This is a genomic window from Shewanella scandinavica, assembly GCF_031932065.1.
Lineage (GTDB): Bacteria > Pseudomonadota > Gammaproteobacteria > Enterobacterales > Shewanellaceae > Shewanella > Shewanella baltica.
In genome coordinates this window covers 1-15,382 of record NZ_JAUOES010000026.1, presented here as the reverse complement: position 1 = coordinate 15,382, position 15,382 = coordinate 1, and the positions used below count along the sequence as shown (strand labels likewise).

The window sequence follows — 15,382 nt, the reverse complement described above, 5'->3', positions numbered from 1 at the left end:
CAGCTTATTATTTATTTCCAATGACATATAACACTAGATGTATATGCCTATTGCTTCCTAAACTCAGCCAATTTTGGTTTCAAGAAAGTGTCCTGTGGGCTCTGAATAGTAAATAACATCACTAGCTGAATTCGACATGCTTCTCAGCGCTACCGATCACTTTATACCTTCAGTCTCAACCTTAGGTTGAGGCTCTGCGCCGTCATTTGGATTGGCCTCTAGTTTTGATTCTAGTTCTGGCGCTTTAATTGGCTCGGGCGGCCTCAGTAACGGCGGGCTTAGCTTGTTCCTGTGATACGTTTGGCTCCTGCAATGGTGCATTGACTTCAGGCGTCGGTGAGTCTTGCTCTTCAGGTAAAGGCTCGACAATTATCACTGGCTCTTCTGGCACTGGCGATTCACCTTGTGTGGATGTTGCAGCTTCTGACTCTGGCGCTAAGGTGCCGAGATCTTGGTTGGCGGGACTTTCCACCGCATGTTTAGGTAATTGATTTCGATACAAATCAATCATACTCATCACTTCAGACAAGGCTTTGGCATGATCCGGTGTGAGAATACCATTGTGTCCTGAGACGATTTCATCTGACACCGCCAGCACCCACACTGCCTGCATATTGGCATCGGGACAGGTTTGCACACTGCGACGGGCCTGTAGACGAGCACGAATTTTCCAACCAGAATGGGGCAAGGTCATCATACAGCCAGGGATTTGATCGTGCGCCATCAAAGCCGACGGCATCTTCATTGGCGTAGTGCAATTACCACCTGAGCATTTGTCGATATCGTGGGTAATCGCCCAAGAATTACCAACGGCGCGCTCGCCATCCTTGATGTAATTGAAGGCTTCTTTCACCGCAAAATCGCCCTTCGACTGCAATACCACCATACTTGGTTTTTGCCTATCTAAGCTCACCAAGGTATCGAGTGGCTGGTACTCCTTCGCGGGCACGGCAGGGTTTAACAGTAAGAATAAATTGGGATTATCCTGCTGATGATCGATAGCAGCCTTGATGCGGTCTTTGCTGGCATGTAAAACAACAGCCCCGCCAAGGCTATGACCAATTACGGTATAACGCAGTAGTTTATGCTCTGTCACTAAGCCATCGAGCTTATCAAGCAGTTGGGATAAACCTAATTGACCTATGCGTTTAGCAACCCGTTTACGCTGTAAAATGGTAGGAAAATCTAAAGGTTCAATCCAGCTTTTCGCATCATCTGAGCCATCGAGCCAAAAGGGATCGTATTTATCGCCGCGCCAGCCAATATACAAACCCAATAAGTTGCGCTGCGTATCGGACGCCGCCATCTGCTGATAAAACTGCTCGAAGGCGATAAAGTTTTCATCTTTAGGCTCTGCACTGTGGTGCCAGCCGTGGACAAAAATCAATAGTTCAGGGATTTGAGCAGAATCTGGCTGGGATATGCGCGCCTCTAGACCTTGCCATTGCCTTTCGTCATGGGGCTGGCCTTGATCGTTAAACTCAATCACATGGAAGTTTTGCTTCGCGATATCTGGGCCGGGAATGTGGTAAGCCTGATCTGGAATAAAAGGGAGTAAGACACAAAGCGACAACAACATTAAAAACAGTAACTTGTACTGGGTAAACTTTTTCAGGCTCATTTATAACAACATAATTAACGGCCAAGCTAGGCCAAAATAGACGTGCTGAAAGGGGCTAACAGCAAAAGTGCCGAAATTATACGCTAACCCCATTGACCCAGCTAGTGCCTAAATCGCTTTTCACCACAGCTTATGAGCTAATTTAACGCCAGGTATCAGGCAGCGTAACTTGGCTCCACAGCTCTTTACATAGCGGCTGACTATCGTGCCAATCGCCGCCATCAATCCATTTAACCAGCGCATCCCCAACCTGAGGATAGGCAATCGGATTAGGTGATGCGGTTTTCAGCCAGCGCTTAACCACATTCACATCGAGACTCATCATGCTGTCTGCGGCCGCCAAGAGTTGCAGCGCCGCCACATTCGATAATTGCTCAAACTGGCCAATCAGTGGTTTCACTAACAACTTTTTACCTAAGGTTAATGCTTCGCTGGCAAGCTCAAAGCCCGCATTGCCTATCACACCGCCGCAGCTGGCAAGATGTTGCTTAAAGCCCTCACGATTAAAGCTGTGCCACTTAATGTGTTCGGCAACTTGTCCCTTAGGCTGTTGGCTGTGGTACACCAAAAACTGATAGTCACTGAAATGCGACAGGAAACGAGCAATCACATCCGCATCCTCAAATGGCAAATACACTAAGATTTGATGCGTGTGTTCGAATGGGCTGGCATCCACTTCGACAAAAGGCGGCAAGATAGGAAAACCAAAGTGGTGCCAATGACAACCCAGCGCCACATCCACAGGGGCAAAGTTATTGAGCAGCATTTCATTAAACCAAGTGCTACCGAGTTTTGGCACAGGATGAGTCAACGCCGCCTGATGACTAATACCAATGGATGGCACGCCTTGGCGCCGCGCCGCCCAAGCCGATACTGGTTCAAAGTCGTTGAGCACGAGATCGTAACAACTGAGATCTAAGGCTTTAATATCTTTAAATAACGATAGTGACAAATTCTGCCGAACTGTTTGCGGCACATTCACGCGCCCGGAGTGAGTAGCAAACGTCATGCCCGCTTGTACGCGATAATCGCCAAAACATTCCATATCGAAAAACTGATCAGGCTTACGCCCCGAAAATAAAAAGTCCACTTCAATATCTTGTTTCATCAGTGCTTTAGCCATGACGCGTGCACGACTTAAGTGGCCATTCCCTGTGCCTTGAACTCCGTAGAGTATTCGCATTACGTATCCTTAAACTGATGAGTGAAGGAGAATTCCAACTAATGAGATGAAATGATTAACGTGCGCTTGCTTGAATTAAATCACCGGATGAACCAGTAATACCGCTCCGCTCCCCAATGAGGCTCCCGCCAAAATATCTAAGGGATAATGCACGCCGAGTGCGATACGTGAGCCCCCTATGCTAAAAGCCCATAAAAACGCGATAGGAGCAGCTGCGGGATAAACTTGCGCCACACTCGTTGCCATCACAAAGGCTGCGGCCGTATGACCCGACGGTAAACTGAAGCGATCAGATGGCTCAAAACCACTCTCAAATCCCACAAGCGCATGGCAGGGTCGTGTACGGCGAATGCTATTTTTCAGCAGTAAATACAGCGGCAACTCCACCAAAAAACTCGCTAACATCAAGTTGAACAAGGCCTGCCCTTGAGCGTGAGTCAGCATCAAGCCCACTGACAAATATAAATACACATGCCCATCACCACTCGCCGATACCCGCTTTGCATGGGCATATAAACCATGGCGTTGGGTGAAACTCACGATATGGCAAAACATTCGCTTATCTAAGTCTGCAACGTAACTCAACATAAAACAGGCTCCTTGCTGGCATGCCAGCGAGTTTTACTGTGATGTTAATCTGTGCATTCTCTCGACGACGCTTAGAGTGCTTGGTATCACGCAACCGACTCACCAAGGCCCTACTCACGATTGAATTCGTTATTTACCGTTTGCTGGCTAATTTACGGTTTACTAATGGTCAAATCCGAATCGAATTAGCTAAAGCACTATTAGATAACTTGAGACTAAGAAAGACCTGTGACGGCTAAGTGACATCTGCTCGAAGGTTTTATGACAAGAAGCATGGCTTGGGCTTTGATCTAGAAGGATTCTAGGGACGTTATGCTGGAGCTAAGGGATTTATTTAGGAATAGCGATAGGACTGAGACAGGATATTGTGTTGCTCTAAACGTGAATTCCAAGAGCAACACAATCAAATAAACTTAGGCTGCGGCGGGAGTATTCGCCTTAGCGCGGTAAATTTTCGTCAAATGGTAAATATTAATACAAGCAACAAACGCATTCATGCCAGCCACTGGCCAAGCAGAAATAAACACCCCATAAACAACAAACAGGGTACATCCCACAAAATTCAACCATCGCAACCAAATGATATTCTTCATCATTAGAGAGATCGCCACCATTATAGAGGCAAAATAACCAATAATTTCAATCGTATTTACAGCTTCCATAGGCACCTCTCGAAGGCCCTCTACCGTCCATAAGCGTAACGGGGGGTCCATGCCCCTAAAGCAAATTAAGTTAAGTAAGTTAATTTAAACTTGGGATATAATACCAAAGCACGCAACAGAGTTGTAATAAAAAACCGTTATTTAATGACTAATATCAAGTTTTACCGCATAACTTCTAAAGTGCGACGAAAATTTACTACAGATGTGTTAACAGCCCAATGGCAACAATACCGTGATTGATAACACTTTTCTTTTCAAGAATCCCTTTTATACTGGCGTAAACTCGCTAAACTGTACGCAACGCGGATCAATAGGAGTGTAAATATGGAATACAACACCTCAGAATTATGTGACATGTACTTAGATGTCGTAGATGTAGTCGAGCCCATGTTCAGTAACTACGGTGGTTGTAGCTCTTTTGGCGGTTCTATTAGCACCATCAAGTGCTTTGAAGACAACGGCCTAATCACCGAAGTCCTACAAGAGGATGGTCAAGGTAAAGTCTTACTCGTTGATGGCGGTGGCTCATTACGCCGTGCGCTGATCGATGGTGCTATCGCTGAACTTGCGGTTAGCAACAACTGGGAAGGCATTATCGTTTACGGTTCTGTACGCGATGTGGATGCATTGGAAGAGTTGGACATTGGTATTCAAGCCCTTGCCTCTATTCCAGTGGGTGCTGATGGCAATTCAGTGGGCGAAGTGGAAATTCCGGTCAATTTTGGCGGTGTGACTTTCTTACCCGGCGATCACATTTATGCTGATAACACGGGTGTGATTTTATCACCTGAACCACTCGACATTGAGTAATCTCACTGTTCAGCCAAGAAAGCCAGCTAAGCTGGCTTTTTTATTCACTATTTTCAACGTTTCCCCATTGAATCCTCGCGCCACACTGGCCACAATAGCTCGACTCCGGCCGAATAAGAATATCAATCTATGCCTGAATTTATTCCCTTTACCCAGACAGATATTGCCTCATTAGTCAGCCCAAGAATCGGCGAAACTAAATTAGGCCAATGCGTCCATCTGGCTAATCACGAACATACGTTAGAGACCATACTCGCCACTGCCAAAGCCCACGGGGCAAGCTTCGCCATTTTCGGCGTCGGTGAAGATATCGGCCCACGCGCCAACTTAGGCCGCGGCGGCGCGACCGATGCGTTCACTACCAGCATGCGCCAATGGCTCAATCTGCAATCTAATCGCTTTCTTTCCGGTGCCGAATGCCTAGTATTAGGCCAAGTGAACACCGCCGATCTGCAGCAACAAACTGCGGGTAATACAACAGCTAACACTAACGTCACCTTAGATGAATTACGCGATGCGGTGGAGCAACTCGATGAGCGTGTTATCCGTATCGTTAGTGCGATTTTGAAAGCGGGTTTAGAACCCATACTCATCGGCGGCGGTCACAACAATGCCTATGGTTTATTGATGGCGACCTACGGCCATTACCAACGCCAAGTGGCGGCGGTGAATCTCGATCCTCATTCGGATTTTCGTCTGCTTGAAGGTCGTCACAGCGGCAATGGTTTTAGTTACGCGGCCGATCGCGGCGCCTTAGGTTGCTACCATGTACTGGGTTTACACGAGTTAAAAAACAGCGAAGCTAATCTAAGTCAACTCAGCGAATTTGGTGGCACTTGGCATAGCTTGCAACAAATTTGGGTACGCCGCGAAATCAGCCTCAGCCAAGCCTTGCTTGAGATCGCCGCCAAACTGAATGACACAGGTTTGCCCGTAGGGCTGGAGCTCGACGTCGACGCTATCGCTAAAATGCCGAGTAGCGCCTCAACGGCAGCGGGTGTGCCGCTGCTCGATGCGGCGCATTATGTCAGTTATGTCGCCCGCCACTGCCCTTGTGCTTATTTGCATTTAGCCGAGGCTGCGCCAAGTTGCCACGAAGCAGGGATTGAAGCCGGATTTAGGGATGTTGGCCAAAGCCTCAGCGAGCTTATCTACGCTTATGTGCAGGCTCGGATGCAGTTTTTGGCGCAATGAGCGCCACCAGTTACCGCCAACTGGGCGCTAAGCTATTCACCAAATCCTGATATTGTGGTCTAATGCCAGTCCATTTTACGTGGTCGACAAGCACTGAATCCTACGACTGCTAGGGAGTGCCTCAAGCTAAGGCATTGCAGTTAGTTTACTAGCTCGATCACAGAGTGATAGATCAAAGATTCAGCAAATGCAGGCGATGGCTTACACTCGCAACTAATACATTGCAAAACAATAGGAACACATTGATGTCTGAGGGCGAATCTAAAAGTACCCACTTTGGTTACAAAACCGTAGAGGCCGATAAAAAGGCCGAACTCGTTGCCGGCGTGTTTCATTCTGTTGCCGCTAAGTACGACATAATGAACGATGTGATGTCCTTCGGCATTCACCGTTTTTGGAAGCGTTACACCATTGAAGTCTCTGGCGCCCGCCCTGGCATGAAAGTGCTCGATTTGGCTGGCGGCACAGGTGACTTAACCGCAAAATTCTCTCACTTAGTGGGCGATAAAGGTGAAGTGGTTTTAGCTGACATTAACGATTCCATGTTAAAAGTCGGGCGCACTAAACTACGCGACAAGGGCATAGTCAGCAATGTCAGTTATGTGCAAGCCAACGCCGAAGCACTGCCGTTTCCCGATAACCACTTCGACATCATTACCATCGCCTTTGGTCTGCGTAACGTGACCGATAAAGATGCGGCGCTGCGTTCGATGAACCGCGTGCTTAAGCCAGGTGGCAAGTTATTAGTGCTTGAGTTCTCTAAGCCTCAGCATGAAATCATGCGCAAAGTGTATGATTTATATAGCTTCAAAGTCTTACCTAAGATGGGCGAACTCATCACTAAAGATGCCGACAGCTACGAGTATCTGGCCGAATCGATTCGTATGCATCCAGATCAAGATACATTAAAGCAAATGATGGTAGATGCCGGCTTCGAGCAAGTCGACTACACCAACATGACCGACGGCATTGTCGCATTGCACCGTGGTTATAAATTCTAATGATGCCGCAAGAAGTTGTGCTGCTGGTCTGCGCCGCAATTGAAACGGGCCTGAAAAAACTTCAGGCTCAAGCGGGTGACGACTATTCGCGCCAGCGCCAGTTGCATGGCAAAGTGTTCCGCATCCAATTATCACAGCTCAGCTGGCCACTCTATTTGGTGTTTGCCAAAGAGATCCAAGTACTGAGCCGCTATGAAGGCGATGTCGATGTCAGTCTGCATGCCGATGCGACCACGCTTTATCGCGTGTCCGAAGGCGCAAACCTGACTGAACTTATCAAGCAAGATAAGCTCAAGCTTGAGGGTGACCTCAATTTATTACAAAGCTTTAGCCAATATCTACGCGGTATCGAGTTTGACTTTGCCGAGCCAATTTCGCGTTATTTAGGCGATGGTCCCACCCACAAGCTCATCAGCACAGGCCATCAGACAAAGGGTTTTGCACTCGAAGTGTTGCGTAAAACGCGCTCCCACTTAGGGCAACTCGCAGTTGAAGAGTATCGCCTCGCACCGCACCCAATTGAATTACTTCATTTTCGCGATCAAATGGATGATTTAGTTGCCGATACCCGCGCGATTGAACAACGGATTGCCCAATTAAGAGACCAAATTAAGCCATGACCCTTGCCAGTATCCGCCGTGGTTACCATGTCATCAAGACCTTGCTTCAGTACGGGTTAGATGACGTCTTGCCGCCAAAGATGACACCTTGGTACTTTAAACTCGCCCGTAATAGTCTGTTCTGGATCCGCAATAAGCATAAAAATAAGCCCGGTGGCGAACGCTTAAAATTGGCGATGCAGGAACTGGGCCCCGTTTATATCAAGCTTGGGCAAATGCTCTCGACCCGCCGCGATTTACTCAGCGATGAATGGGCCAGTGAATTAGCCATGCTACAGGACAAGGTGCCGCCCTTTGATGGTGCGCTCGCCCGCCAAGCGATTGAAGCTGAACTAAAAGCGCCGATTGAATCCCTATTCGATGACTTTAATGAAATCCCGCTGGCCTCAGCCTCTATTTCGCAGGTGCATACCGCGACCTTAAAATCTAACGGCAAAGACGTCGTACTTAAGGTGCTACGGCCGAATGTAGAAACCAAGATTCAGGCCGATCTGCAGTTGATGTCGCAAACCGCCAAGTTGATTGAATATCTCCTCGGTGAAGGCAACCGCCTGCGCCCTGCCGAAGTGATTGAAGACTACCGCGTGACCATTTTAGGCGAGTTAAACCTTAAGCTCGAAGCCTTAAACGCAGTCAAGTTACGCAATAACTTCCTCAACTCAGATGCGCTCTATGTGCCTTATGTGTATGAAGAGTTTTGCTATCCACGCCTAATGGTGATGGAGCGCATTTACGGAATTTCGGTCTCAGATATTGCCGCCCTTAAAGCGCAAGGCACCAACTTTAAGTTATTGGCTGAGCGCGGAGTAGAGCTGTTTTTCACCCAAGTGTTCCGCGATAACTTTTTCCATGCCGACATGCATCCGGGCAATATATTTATTTCCCGCGATCACCCAGAGAACCCTTATTACATAGGGCTCGATTGCGGCATCATGGGCACACTCAGCGAAGTCGATAAACGTTATCTCGCCGAGAATTTCCTCGCCTTCTTTAATCGCGATTATCACCGAATTGCCCAGCTCTATATTGAATCAGGTTGGGTATCTGAAAAAACCGATCTACAAGCCTTTGAACAGGCGATTAAAGTGGTGTGTGAACCTATGTTCAACAAGCCACTCGACGAGATTTCCTTTGGTCATGTGTTACTGGAATTATTCCGCACTGCACGCCACTTCGATATCGTGGTACAACCGCAGTTGGTATTGCTGGAAAAGACCTTACTTTATATCGAAGGCTTAGGTCGTCAGCTGTATCCGCAGTTGGATTTATGGCAAACAGCTAAACCGTTTTTAGAGCAGTGGATGGCCGACCAAGTCGGTCCTAAGGCTATGTTTAAAAAGGTATCCACAAAACTGCCATATTGGGCTGATAAACTACCAGAATTCCCTGAACTGATTTACGATAACCTTAAATTAGGCAGGAAATTGCTGAGTTCTCAGCAACAAATGCTAGATAAGTATTTGAAATACCAGCAGCAGGCACACAAGAGTAACTACTTGCTTATCACTTCTGCAGTTTTATTGATCTGTGGCACGTTATTGATCAATAGAGACGCTACACTATGGACCCCTTATGTTTGTCTAATTTCAGGCATTATATTGTGGTTTGTCGGATGGCGATCTAGGCCAAAGAATCGCAAATTTTAGCTAGCACTAATTAATCATAGGTTCATAATAGAACCGATATCAATTAAGAGGATACCTTCATGGGTGGTATTAGTATTTGGCAACTTCTTATCGTTGCATTAATCGTTGTCTTGTTATTTGGAACTAAAAAATTACGCTCTTTGGGCGGTGATTTAGGTGGTGCGGTGAAAGGCTTCAAAAACGCCATGTCTTCAGAAGAAGATAAAAAGGCATTAGAAGACACCGAAGCGGCTAAAACAGCACAAACGACTCAACAGGCGACTGAAAAGAAACCTGAGTCTAACAAAGAACAGGCGTAACTCTTTATGTTTGACGGTATCGGCTTTATGGAGCTGCTGCTGATCGGTGTTTTGGGGCTAGTGGTTCTTGGCCCCGAACGTCTACCGGTTGCGGTGCGTTCGATAACGAGTTGGATCCGTGCGATGAAACGCATGGCTAACTCGGTAAAAGAAGAACTTGAGCAGGAGCTGAAGATCGAGCAGTTACATGCGGATCTTAAAAAAGCCGAGAGCAAAGGTTTATCTAACCTCTCACCTGAACTCAAAGAGTCTATTGAACAACTGAAGCAAGCGGCACAGTCGGTAAACCGTCCTTATCAAGTTCAGGATCCGGTAAAAGACACACCTGCGTCAGAGAATCAAATACATTCTCCAGTTGCGAGCACAGTTCAAACTAGTCCAGCTCAAGCGAGCCAAGCTAATCCGACTGCCACTGTAGAGGCGAGTCCAATGTCGGCATCTCCCGCTACTCCAAGTGAGCCATCTCAGGGCGCGGATACCCGTTCTAACCCGAAAGCCAACGGATAATTCATGTCGCAACAGCAGCCACTTATCAGCCATTTGCTTGAACTTAGGTCCAAGCTGCTAAAATCCATTGCCAGCGTGTTATTAGTGTTCATTTGCAGCGTGTACTGGGCAAATGATATCTACCATTATATGGCAATACCTTTAATGCAGTCTTTACCTCTTGGTGGCAGCATGATTGCGACCGATGTCGCTGCCCCTTTCTTCGCTCCTTTTAAATTGACCCTAGTATTATCGTTTTTTGTGGCTGTGCCCTATGTGTTGTTCCAGATCTGGTCCTTTGTCGCACCGGGTTTATACAAACATGAAAAACGTTTAGTTATGCCACTGCTATTTAGCAGTACCTTATTGTTTTATCTCGGTATCGCCTTCGCTTATTACATCGTTTTCCCCGTCGTTTTTGGCTTCTTTGCTAACAATGCCCCAGAGGGCGTTCAAGTTGCGACCGACATTACCAGTTACCTTAACTTCATTCTGAAGCTGTTCTTTGCCTTTGGTCTATCCTTTGAAATCCCTATCGCCGTTGTTTTACTATGCTGGGCGGGCGTGACAACACCTGAAGAACTTAAGCAAAAACGTCCTTATATCGTTGTAGGCGCCTTCGTTGTGGGCATGCTGTTAACCCCACCCGATGTGATTTCCCAGACTATGCTTGCCGTACCAATGCTGTTATTGTTCGAAGGCGGTTTATTAGCGGCTCGTTTCTACAGTAAGCAAGGTGACGACGAGTCAGACGAAGATAGCGAACAAACAAACGACTAACGTCCTCGATGGCGTTAGGGGAATAATATAATAAGGAACATTCTCATGCGCTTAACTCTTATGGCAGCAGCAATGATGCTGGTATCAGTCCAAGCAAATGCCAGCATTGAACAACAGTTAACCCAATGTGCAGCAACAGCCGATAAACTCGACCGCTTGATTTGCTATGACAAGCTAGCAGAAAACGTCAAAAGCGTAACGCCTGCTTTAGCGAGCACTCAAGCCGCGCCTGCGACTGTAGCAACCGTTGCAGCCCCGACTGCAGTAGCTGCAGCGGCCACCGCGCCCCAAGCACCAGCCGCTAATATTGTCGATGACTTTGGGATGGAAGCTAAGCGCATTCAAGAAAATACGGTCGATAAGATTTATCTTGAAGTAGAGTCTATTACTGAAGATCCCTACGGTGCTATCAAAGTAACATTCACTAATGGTCAGGTATGGAAACAAACCGACGGCCGTAAGTTCAACTTAAAGCAAGGCGAAAAAGTCTACATTGAAAAAGCAGCCCTAGGCTCTTTCTTAATGGGCACTGATGAGCGCAATGCCAAGGCACGGGTAAAACGCCTAAACTAATGCCCTCATACATAGATATCGCTGTCAATTTACTTGGCAGCGCACTCGAGCCAGACACAGCATCGATAATACAAGCGGCGGCGGACCAAGGGGTTTCGCCGTTAATTGTTATTGGCAGCGATTTAACTGAAAGTGCAGCTGCCATCGCGATTTGCCAACAATATCCCAATCAACTTTATTGCACTGCTGGCGTACATCCTCACCATGCCAGTGGCTGGCAATCTGACTCAAGCAAGCAACAAGCTGAACTCTGCCAAGCACCGCAAGTGGTTGCCGTTGGCGAATGTGGCTTAGACTACAATCGTGATTTCTCTCCTCGTCCCATCCAGCGCCAAGCATTTATTGCCCAACTCTCCTTAGCCGTTGAACTGCAAATGCCCGTGCTGATGCACGAACGCGATGCCCACGAAGACTTTATTGCTATCCTGCGGGAATATCGCCCACAGCTTAGTGGCGCGCTTTTGCATTGTTTCACTGGCACTCACGCCCAGATGGAAGCCTATATCGACCTCGATTTGCATTTAGGCATTACAGGCTGGGTTTGCGATGAAAGACGTGGCCAAGAGTTAGCGCAACTCGTACCATTTATTCCACAGAACCGCATTTTAATCGAAACCGATAGCCCGTACTTATTACCTCGCAGCATGCGGCCTAAGCCTAAATCGAGTAAGAACAAGCCCGAATATCTCCCCTATATCGCGAGTTATATTGCAAACTTGCGCGGTGAAAATGCTGATGAGTTTGCAGTGCGTTGCTACCAGAATAGCGTAGCTTTTTTTAATTTGGACCAAGTCCATGCTTAAACGAAACTCGTCACTCATACTCTTGCTGTGGCTATGGATGTGTTCAACACCTTCATTCGCAACCCTATTAAGCATTGATGAATCAACGGCGACACCGTTAAACCTTACGCCTTGGTTGATGGTGAGCCACCCCACTTCGGCGAAGGAATTTACCGATATCCAAGCCTTGCCAAAAACGGATTGGCATAACTTCACCAATAAAGACATTCAAAAACTCAGCGGCCATGATTTTTGGCTGAGTTTCAGCTTAACTAGCCCAGACGAAACACTTTCACGCATTTTAGCGTTAGATAACCCCTTGTTAGACAAAGTGACTATCTACCATTTAGTCAATAATAAGCTCGCTAATACTGTGCTTATGGGCGACACCTTTCCCTATAACGAACGGCCATTTTTGAGCAATATCTTCCTGTATCCTTTTAAGCTCAACATGGATGATACCCATACTTTTTATTTGCATATTCAGACCGAAGGCAGCGCTGCGGTATCGTTGAATCTCTGGTCATCTAACGACTTAGCCCAGATTGCTGAATCAACCGCCGTCGAACATGGTTTCCAACTCGGCGTACTGGCCGCGATTGGTATCTTTAGCCTCTTTATTGCCATTGCATCGGGCTCATTCAGTTACAGCTATTATTCCGGCTATGTGCTGAGCATGACCTTGCTCGTCGCTACCATCAACGGTTTTGCCTTTCGATTCCTCTGGCCAAATTGGCCAATATTACAGCAAGTTATGGTGCCATTTTTACTGCCAATCGTTATGGCGTTTGCGCTGATGTTTACTGAAAAAATATTACAGCTCAAATATTTAAACCGCCGCATGCTGCTGACTTGTCGCTATAGCGCTGTGTATATCCTATGTATTGGACTCGCCACGCCTTTTATCCAATATGGAACGGCGCTCTATATCGAGATCATTTCCGTTGCAGTGCTCAGCCTGGTACTGATGGTCTTTGCTATTACTCAGGCCATCAATGGCCATAAACTGGCACGTATGTACACTATTGGCTGGGTGAGTATGCTGACAGGAGCTTGCATCAGTAGCTTGTTGTATCTCAGCGTGATTGACCTCAATTTAAAACCGCAAACGCCTGTCATGCTCGGCCTGACATTTGAAATCATCTTTATGTCTTTGGTGCTAGCCATCCGCTATAACGATGAACGCAAAGCTAAGCTACGTATTCAGCAAGAGGCCTTGAAGCAAGCACAGAAAATTCGCAGCGCGCGGGAAGAAGCCCTAAAAGCGGAAGCCGAGAGCAATGAGAAACTCGAGCAAATGGTGCAAGAGCGCACCTTAGAACTTGAAATCACCCTCAGAGAATTACATGAGGTAAACCAAAAGCTCACCGAACAAAGCACTATCGACAGTTTAACTGGTGTTAAAAACCGCAGTGCTTTCGATAAACGTTTGATCGCTGAAAGCCGGATCAGCCGCAGGCAAGAAACACCCATAGCCCTGTTGATGCTCGATATCGATCGCTTCAAGCTGATCAACGATAGATTCGGCCATCTTGCAGGCGATGAAGCCTTACGAACCATAGCCCAAACATTACAGCAACATTTAAAGCGGCCAACAGATCTCGTATCACGTTATGGAGGCGAGGAGTTTGCTATCATCCTGCCTAATACAGCAGAAGATGGTGCACTCCAAGTCGCTGAAACGATAAGAGACGCAGTTGCCTCAATCAATTTCGAATGGGAAGGTGTAGCGATACCTTTGACTATCAGTATCGGAGTCAGTGCCGATATCGTCACTAACGATCAGCACAGCACCAAATTATTAGAACAAGCGGATAAAGCCCTCTACCAAGCGAAAAATGGTGGACGTAATCAAGTCAGCTTATTTTCATCAGTTCAAGCAGGACCAGTACCTAATTAGGAGTCAAATGTGAATATCATTACCAGTGCCTTCCCTCAGCGTAGAATGCGCCGCATGCGTAAACATGATTTTAGCCGTCGTCTCATGGCCGAAAATCAACTAACGGTCAATGACTTGATTTATCCCATGTTTGTTCTAGAGGGCACCAATCGCAGTGAAAAGATCGCCTCTATGCCAGGTATTGAACGTTACTCAATCGATTTACTACTAAAAGAAGCCGAAGAACTGGTTGAGTTAGGCATCCCATTAATTGCGCTCTTCCCTGTGACGCCTGCAGAGAAAAAGACCTTAATGGCAGAAGAAGCTTATAACGCCGATGCCTTAGTGCAACGCGCTGTACGTGAGCTAAAAAAAGCCTTTCCACAGCTTGGCATCATGACAGACGTAGCATTGGACCCCTTCACCACTCATGGTCAAGACGGCATCATAGATGAGACTGGGTACATCCTAAACGACATCACTACCGAGATTTTAGTGAAGCAAGCATTGTCACACGCTGAAGCCGGTGCAGACATAGTTGCACCGTCAGACATGATGGATGGCCGCATAGGCGCTATTCGCCAAGCCTTAGAAGCTGCAGGCCACGTAAACACCCAAATCATGGCTTACTCAGCAAAATACTCTTCAAGCTACTACGGCCCGTTTCGTGACGCAGTAGGCTCAGCAGGCAATCTCAAAGGCGGCAATAAACACAGCTACCAGATGGATCCTGCAAACAGTGACGAAGCTCTGCATGAAGTCGCACTTGATATTCAAGAAGGTGCTGACATGGTCATGGTTAAGCCAGGCATGCCGTATTTAGATATAGTGCATCGCGTTAAAACTGAACTTGCAGTGCCAACATTCGCCTATCAAGTCAGTGGTGAATACGCCATGCACATGGCCGCCATCCAAAATGGTTGGTTAGCCGAAAAAGCCATCGTCATGGAATCTCTACTTTGCTTTAAACGCGCAGGCGCAGACGGCATCTTAACTTACTTCGCTAAACGTGCCGCCCAGTGGCTTAAAGAAGCTTAGACCTCGCGATAGCTGTGAATCAATTGAAGAAAGCAGCCTTATGGCTGCTTTTTTGTATCTGGTCATTGATAGCTATGGGGACTAAATCAGCACATTTGGTGTTGTGGAGAGAATAACGGGAGCAAAACTTACTAATGAAATGAAGAACAGGCTGAGTTTTACAAATTGCAGACGCAAAAAAGCCAGCTTATTCAGCTGGCTTCGTTACATCTCAATAAGA

At 47.0% G+C, this 15,382-nt stretch carries 15 protein-coding genes and 1 pseudogene; 12 read left to right on the top strand and 4 right to left on the bottom strand.

What is annotated here, in order from left to right:
- Window positions 1-156: 156 nt before the first annotated feature.
- From Q4Q50_RS18330 to Q4Q50_RS18315, 4 genes and pseudogenes are all read right to left on the bottom strand, one after another.
- Window positions 157-1,621, bottom strand: a pseudogene (locus tag Q4Q50_RS18330) (thioesterase).
- A gap of 142 nt (window positions 1,622-1,763) precedes the next feature.
- Window positions 1,764-2,804, bottom strand: coding sequence for an MJ1255/VC2487 family glycosyltransferase (locus Q4Q50_RS18325; protein WP_311900538.1), 1,041 nt, complete (start codon window positions 2,802-2,804; stop codon window positions 1,764-1,766).
- Window positions 2,805-2,879: 75 nt separating this feature from the next.
- Complete coding sequence (locus Q4Q50_RS18320) at window positions 2,880-3,392, bottom strand: phosphatase PAP2 family protein (protein ID WP_006087108.1); 513 nt, start codon at window positions 3,390-3,392, stop codon at window positions 2,880-2,882.
- A 413-nt stretch (window positions 3,393-3,805) separates the two neighbouring features.
- Complete coding sequence (locus Q4Q50_RS18315) at window positions 3,806-4,054, bottom strand: YgjV family protein (RefSeq protein ID WP_113940145.1); 249 nt, start codon at window positions 4,052-4,054, stop codon at window positions 3,806-3,808.
- A gap of 324 nt (window positions 4,055-4,378) precedes the next feature.
- On the opposite strand from Q4Q50_RS18315, the gene rraA reads away from it, so the two are divergent.
- The 12 genes from rraA (at window position 4,379) to hemB (ending at window position 15,162) form a co-directional block, all read left to right on the top strand.
- Window positions 4,379-4,864 carry a ribonuclease E activity regulator RraA gene (rraA, locus tag Q4Q50_RS18310; protein ID WP_006083324.1) on the top strand — a complete coding sequence of 162 codons (486 nt, stop codon included), beginning with the start codon at window positions 4,379-4,381 and terminating at the stop codon, window positions 4,862-4,864.
- A gap of 129 nt (window positions 4,865-4,993) precedes the next feature.
- Window positions 4,994-6,058: a formimidoylglutamase gene (locus Q4Q50_RS18305; protein WP_063884287.1), complete on the top strand. Its 1,065-nt coding sequence runs from the start codon at window positions 4,994-4,996 to the stop codon at window positions 6,056-6,058.
- Between the two features lie 245 nt (window positions 6,059-6,303).
- A complete protein-coding gene (gene ubiE, locus Q4Q50_RS18300) occupies window positions 6,304-7,059 on the top strand; it encodes a bifunctional demethylmenaquinone methyltransferase/2-methoxy-6-polyprenyl-1,4-benzoquinol methylase UbiE (RefSeq protein ID WP_063884288.1) in 756 nt (251 codons plus the stop codon).
- A complete protein-coding gene (locus tag Q4Q50_RS18295) occupies window positions 7,059-7,679 on the top strand; it encodes a ubiquinone biosynthesis accessory factor UbiJ (RefSeq protein ID WP_311900536.1) in 621 nt (206 codons plus the stop codon). The genes ubiE and Q4Q50_RS18295 overlap by 1 nt, the downstream gene beginning before the upstream one ends.
- Window positions 7,676-9,325, top strand: coding sequence for a ubiquinone biosynthesis regulatory protein kinase UbiB (gene ubiB / locus Q4Q50_RS18290; protein ID WP_261273760.1), 1,650 nt, complete (start codon window positions 7,676-7,678; stop codon window positions 9,323-9,325). The genes Q4Q50_RS18295 and ubiB overlap by 4 nt, the downstream gene beginning before the upstream one ends.
- A gap of 59 nt (window positions 9,326-9,384) precedes the next feature.
- Entirely contained in the window at window positions 9,385-9,624 is a 240-nt protein-coding gene (gene tatA, locus Q4Q50_RS18285) for a Sec-independent protein translocase subunit TatA (RefSeq protein ID WP_006083329.1), read from the top strand.
- 6 nt (window positions 9,625-9,630) lie between these two features.
- Window positions 9,631-10,131 carry a Sec-independent protein translocase protein TatB gene (gene tatB, locus Q4Q50_RS18280; protein ID WP_261273759.1) on the top strand — a complete coding sequence of 167 codons (501 nt, stop codon included), beginning with the start codon at window positions 9,631-9,633 and terminating at the stop codon, window positions 10,129-10,131.
- A 3-nt stretch (window positions 10,132-10,134) separates the two neighbouring features.
- Complete coding sequence (gene tatC / locus Q4Q50_RS18275) at window positions 10,135-10,890, top strand: twin-arginine translocase subunit TatC (protein ID WP_006083331.1); 756 nt, start codon at window positions 10,135-10,137, stop codon at window positions 10,888-10,890.
- Window positions 10,891-10,935: 45 nt separating this feature from the next.
- Entirely contained in the window at window positions 10,936-11,463 is a 528-nt protein-coding gene (locus tag Q4Q50_RS18270; RefSeq protein WP_311900535.1) for a hypothetical protein, read from the top strand.
- Window positions 11,463-12,266: a TatD family hydrolase gene (locus tag Q4Q50_RS18265; RefSeq protein WP_311900534.1), complete on the top strand. Its 804-nt coding sequence runs from the start codon at window positions 11,463-11,465 to the stop codon at window positions 12,264-12,266. Before Q4Q50_RS18270 ends, Q4Q50_RS18265 begins: the two co-directional genes overlap by 1 nt.
- Window positions 12,259-14,145, top strand: a complete 1,887-nt coding sequence (locus Q4Q50_RS18260; protein WP_311900533.1) for a sensor domain-containing diguanylate cyclase — start codon at window positions 12,259-12,261, stop codon at window positions 14,143-14,145. Before Q4Q50_RS18265 ends, Q4Q50_RS18260 begins: the two co-directional genes overlap by 8 nt.
- A gap of 9 nt (window positions 14,146-14,154) precedes the next feature.
- The gene (hemB, locus tag Q4Q50_RS18255; RefSeq protein WP_006087116.1) at window positions 14,155-15,162 is read left to right on the top strand and encodes a porphobilinogen synthase; all 1,008 of its coding nucleotides are present in this window, start codon (window positions 14,155-14,157) and stop codon (window positions 15,160-15,162) included.
- The last annotated feature ends 220 nt before the right edge of the window (window positions 15,163-15,382 follow it).

Coding starts and splice junctions, on each gene's coding strand:
- Q4Q50_RS18325 (WP_311900538.1), bottom strand. CDS start 2,804: ATGCGAATACTCTACGGAGTTCAAGGCACAGGGAATGGCCACTTAAGT.
- Q4Q50_RS18320 (WP_006087108.1), bottom strand. CDS start 3,392: ATGTTGAGTTACGTTGCAGACTTAGATAAGCGAATGTTTTGCCATATC.
- Q4Q50_RS18315 (WP_113940145.1), bottom strand. CDS start 4,054: ATGGAAGCTGTAAATACGATTGAAATTATTGGTTATTTTGCCTCTATA.
- rraA (WP_006083324.1), top strand. CDS start 4,379: ATGGAATACAACACCTCAGAATTATGTGACATGTACTTAGATGTCGTA.
- Q4Q50_RS18305 (WP_063884287.1), top strand. CDS start 4,994: ATGCCTGAATTTATTCCCTTTACCCAGACAGATATTGCCTCATTAGTC.
- ubiE (WP_063884288.1), top strand. CDS start 6,304: ATGTCTGAGGGCGAATCTAAAAGTACCCACTTTGGTTACAAAACCGTA.
- Q4Q50_RS18295 (WP_311900536.1), top strand. CDS start 7,059: ATGATGCCGCAAGAAGTTGTGCTGCTGGTCTGCGCCGCAATTGAAACG.
- ubiB (WP_261273760.1), top strand. CDS start 7,676: ATGACCCTTGCCAGTATCCGCCGTGGTTACCATGTCATCAAGACCTTG.
- tatA (WP_006083329.1), top strand. CDS start 9,385: ATGGGTGGTATTAGTATTTGGCAACTTCTTATCGTTGCATTAATCGTT.
- tatB (WP_261273759.1), top strand. CDS start 9,631: ATGTTTGACGGTATCGGCTTTATGGAGCTGCTGCTGATCGGTGTTTTG.
- tatC (WP_006083331.1), top strand. CDS start 10,135: ATGTCGCAACAGCAGCCACTTATCAGCCATTTGCTTGAACTTAGGTCC.
- Q4Q50_RS18270 (WP_311900535.1), top strand. CDS start 10,936: ATGCGCTTAACTCTTATGGCAGCAGCAATGATGCTGGTATCAGTCCAA.
- Q4Q50_RS18265 (WP_311900534.1), top strand. CDS start 11,463: ATGCCCTCATACATAGATATCGCTGTCAATTTACTTGGCAGCGCACTC.
- Q4Q50_RS18260 (WP_311900533.1), top strand. CDS start 12,259: ATGCTTAAACGAAACTCGTCACTCATACTCTTGCTGTGGCTATGGATG.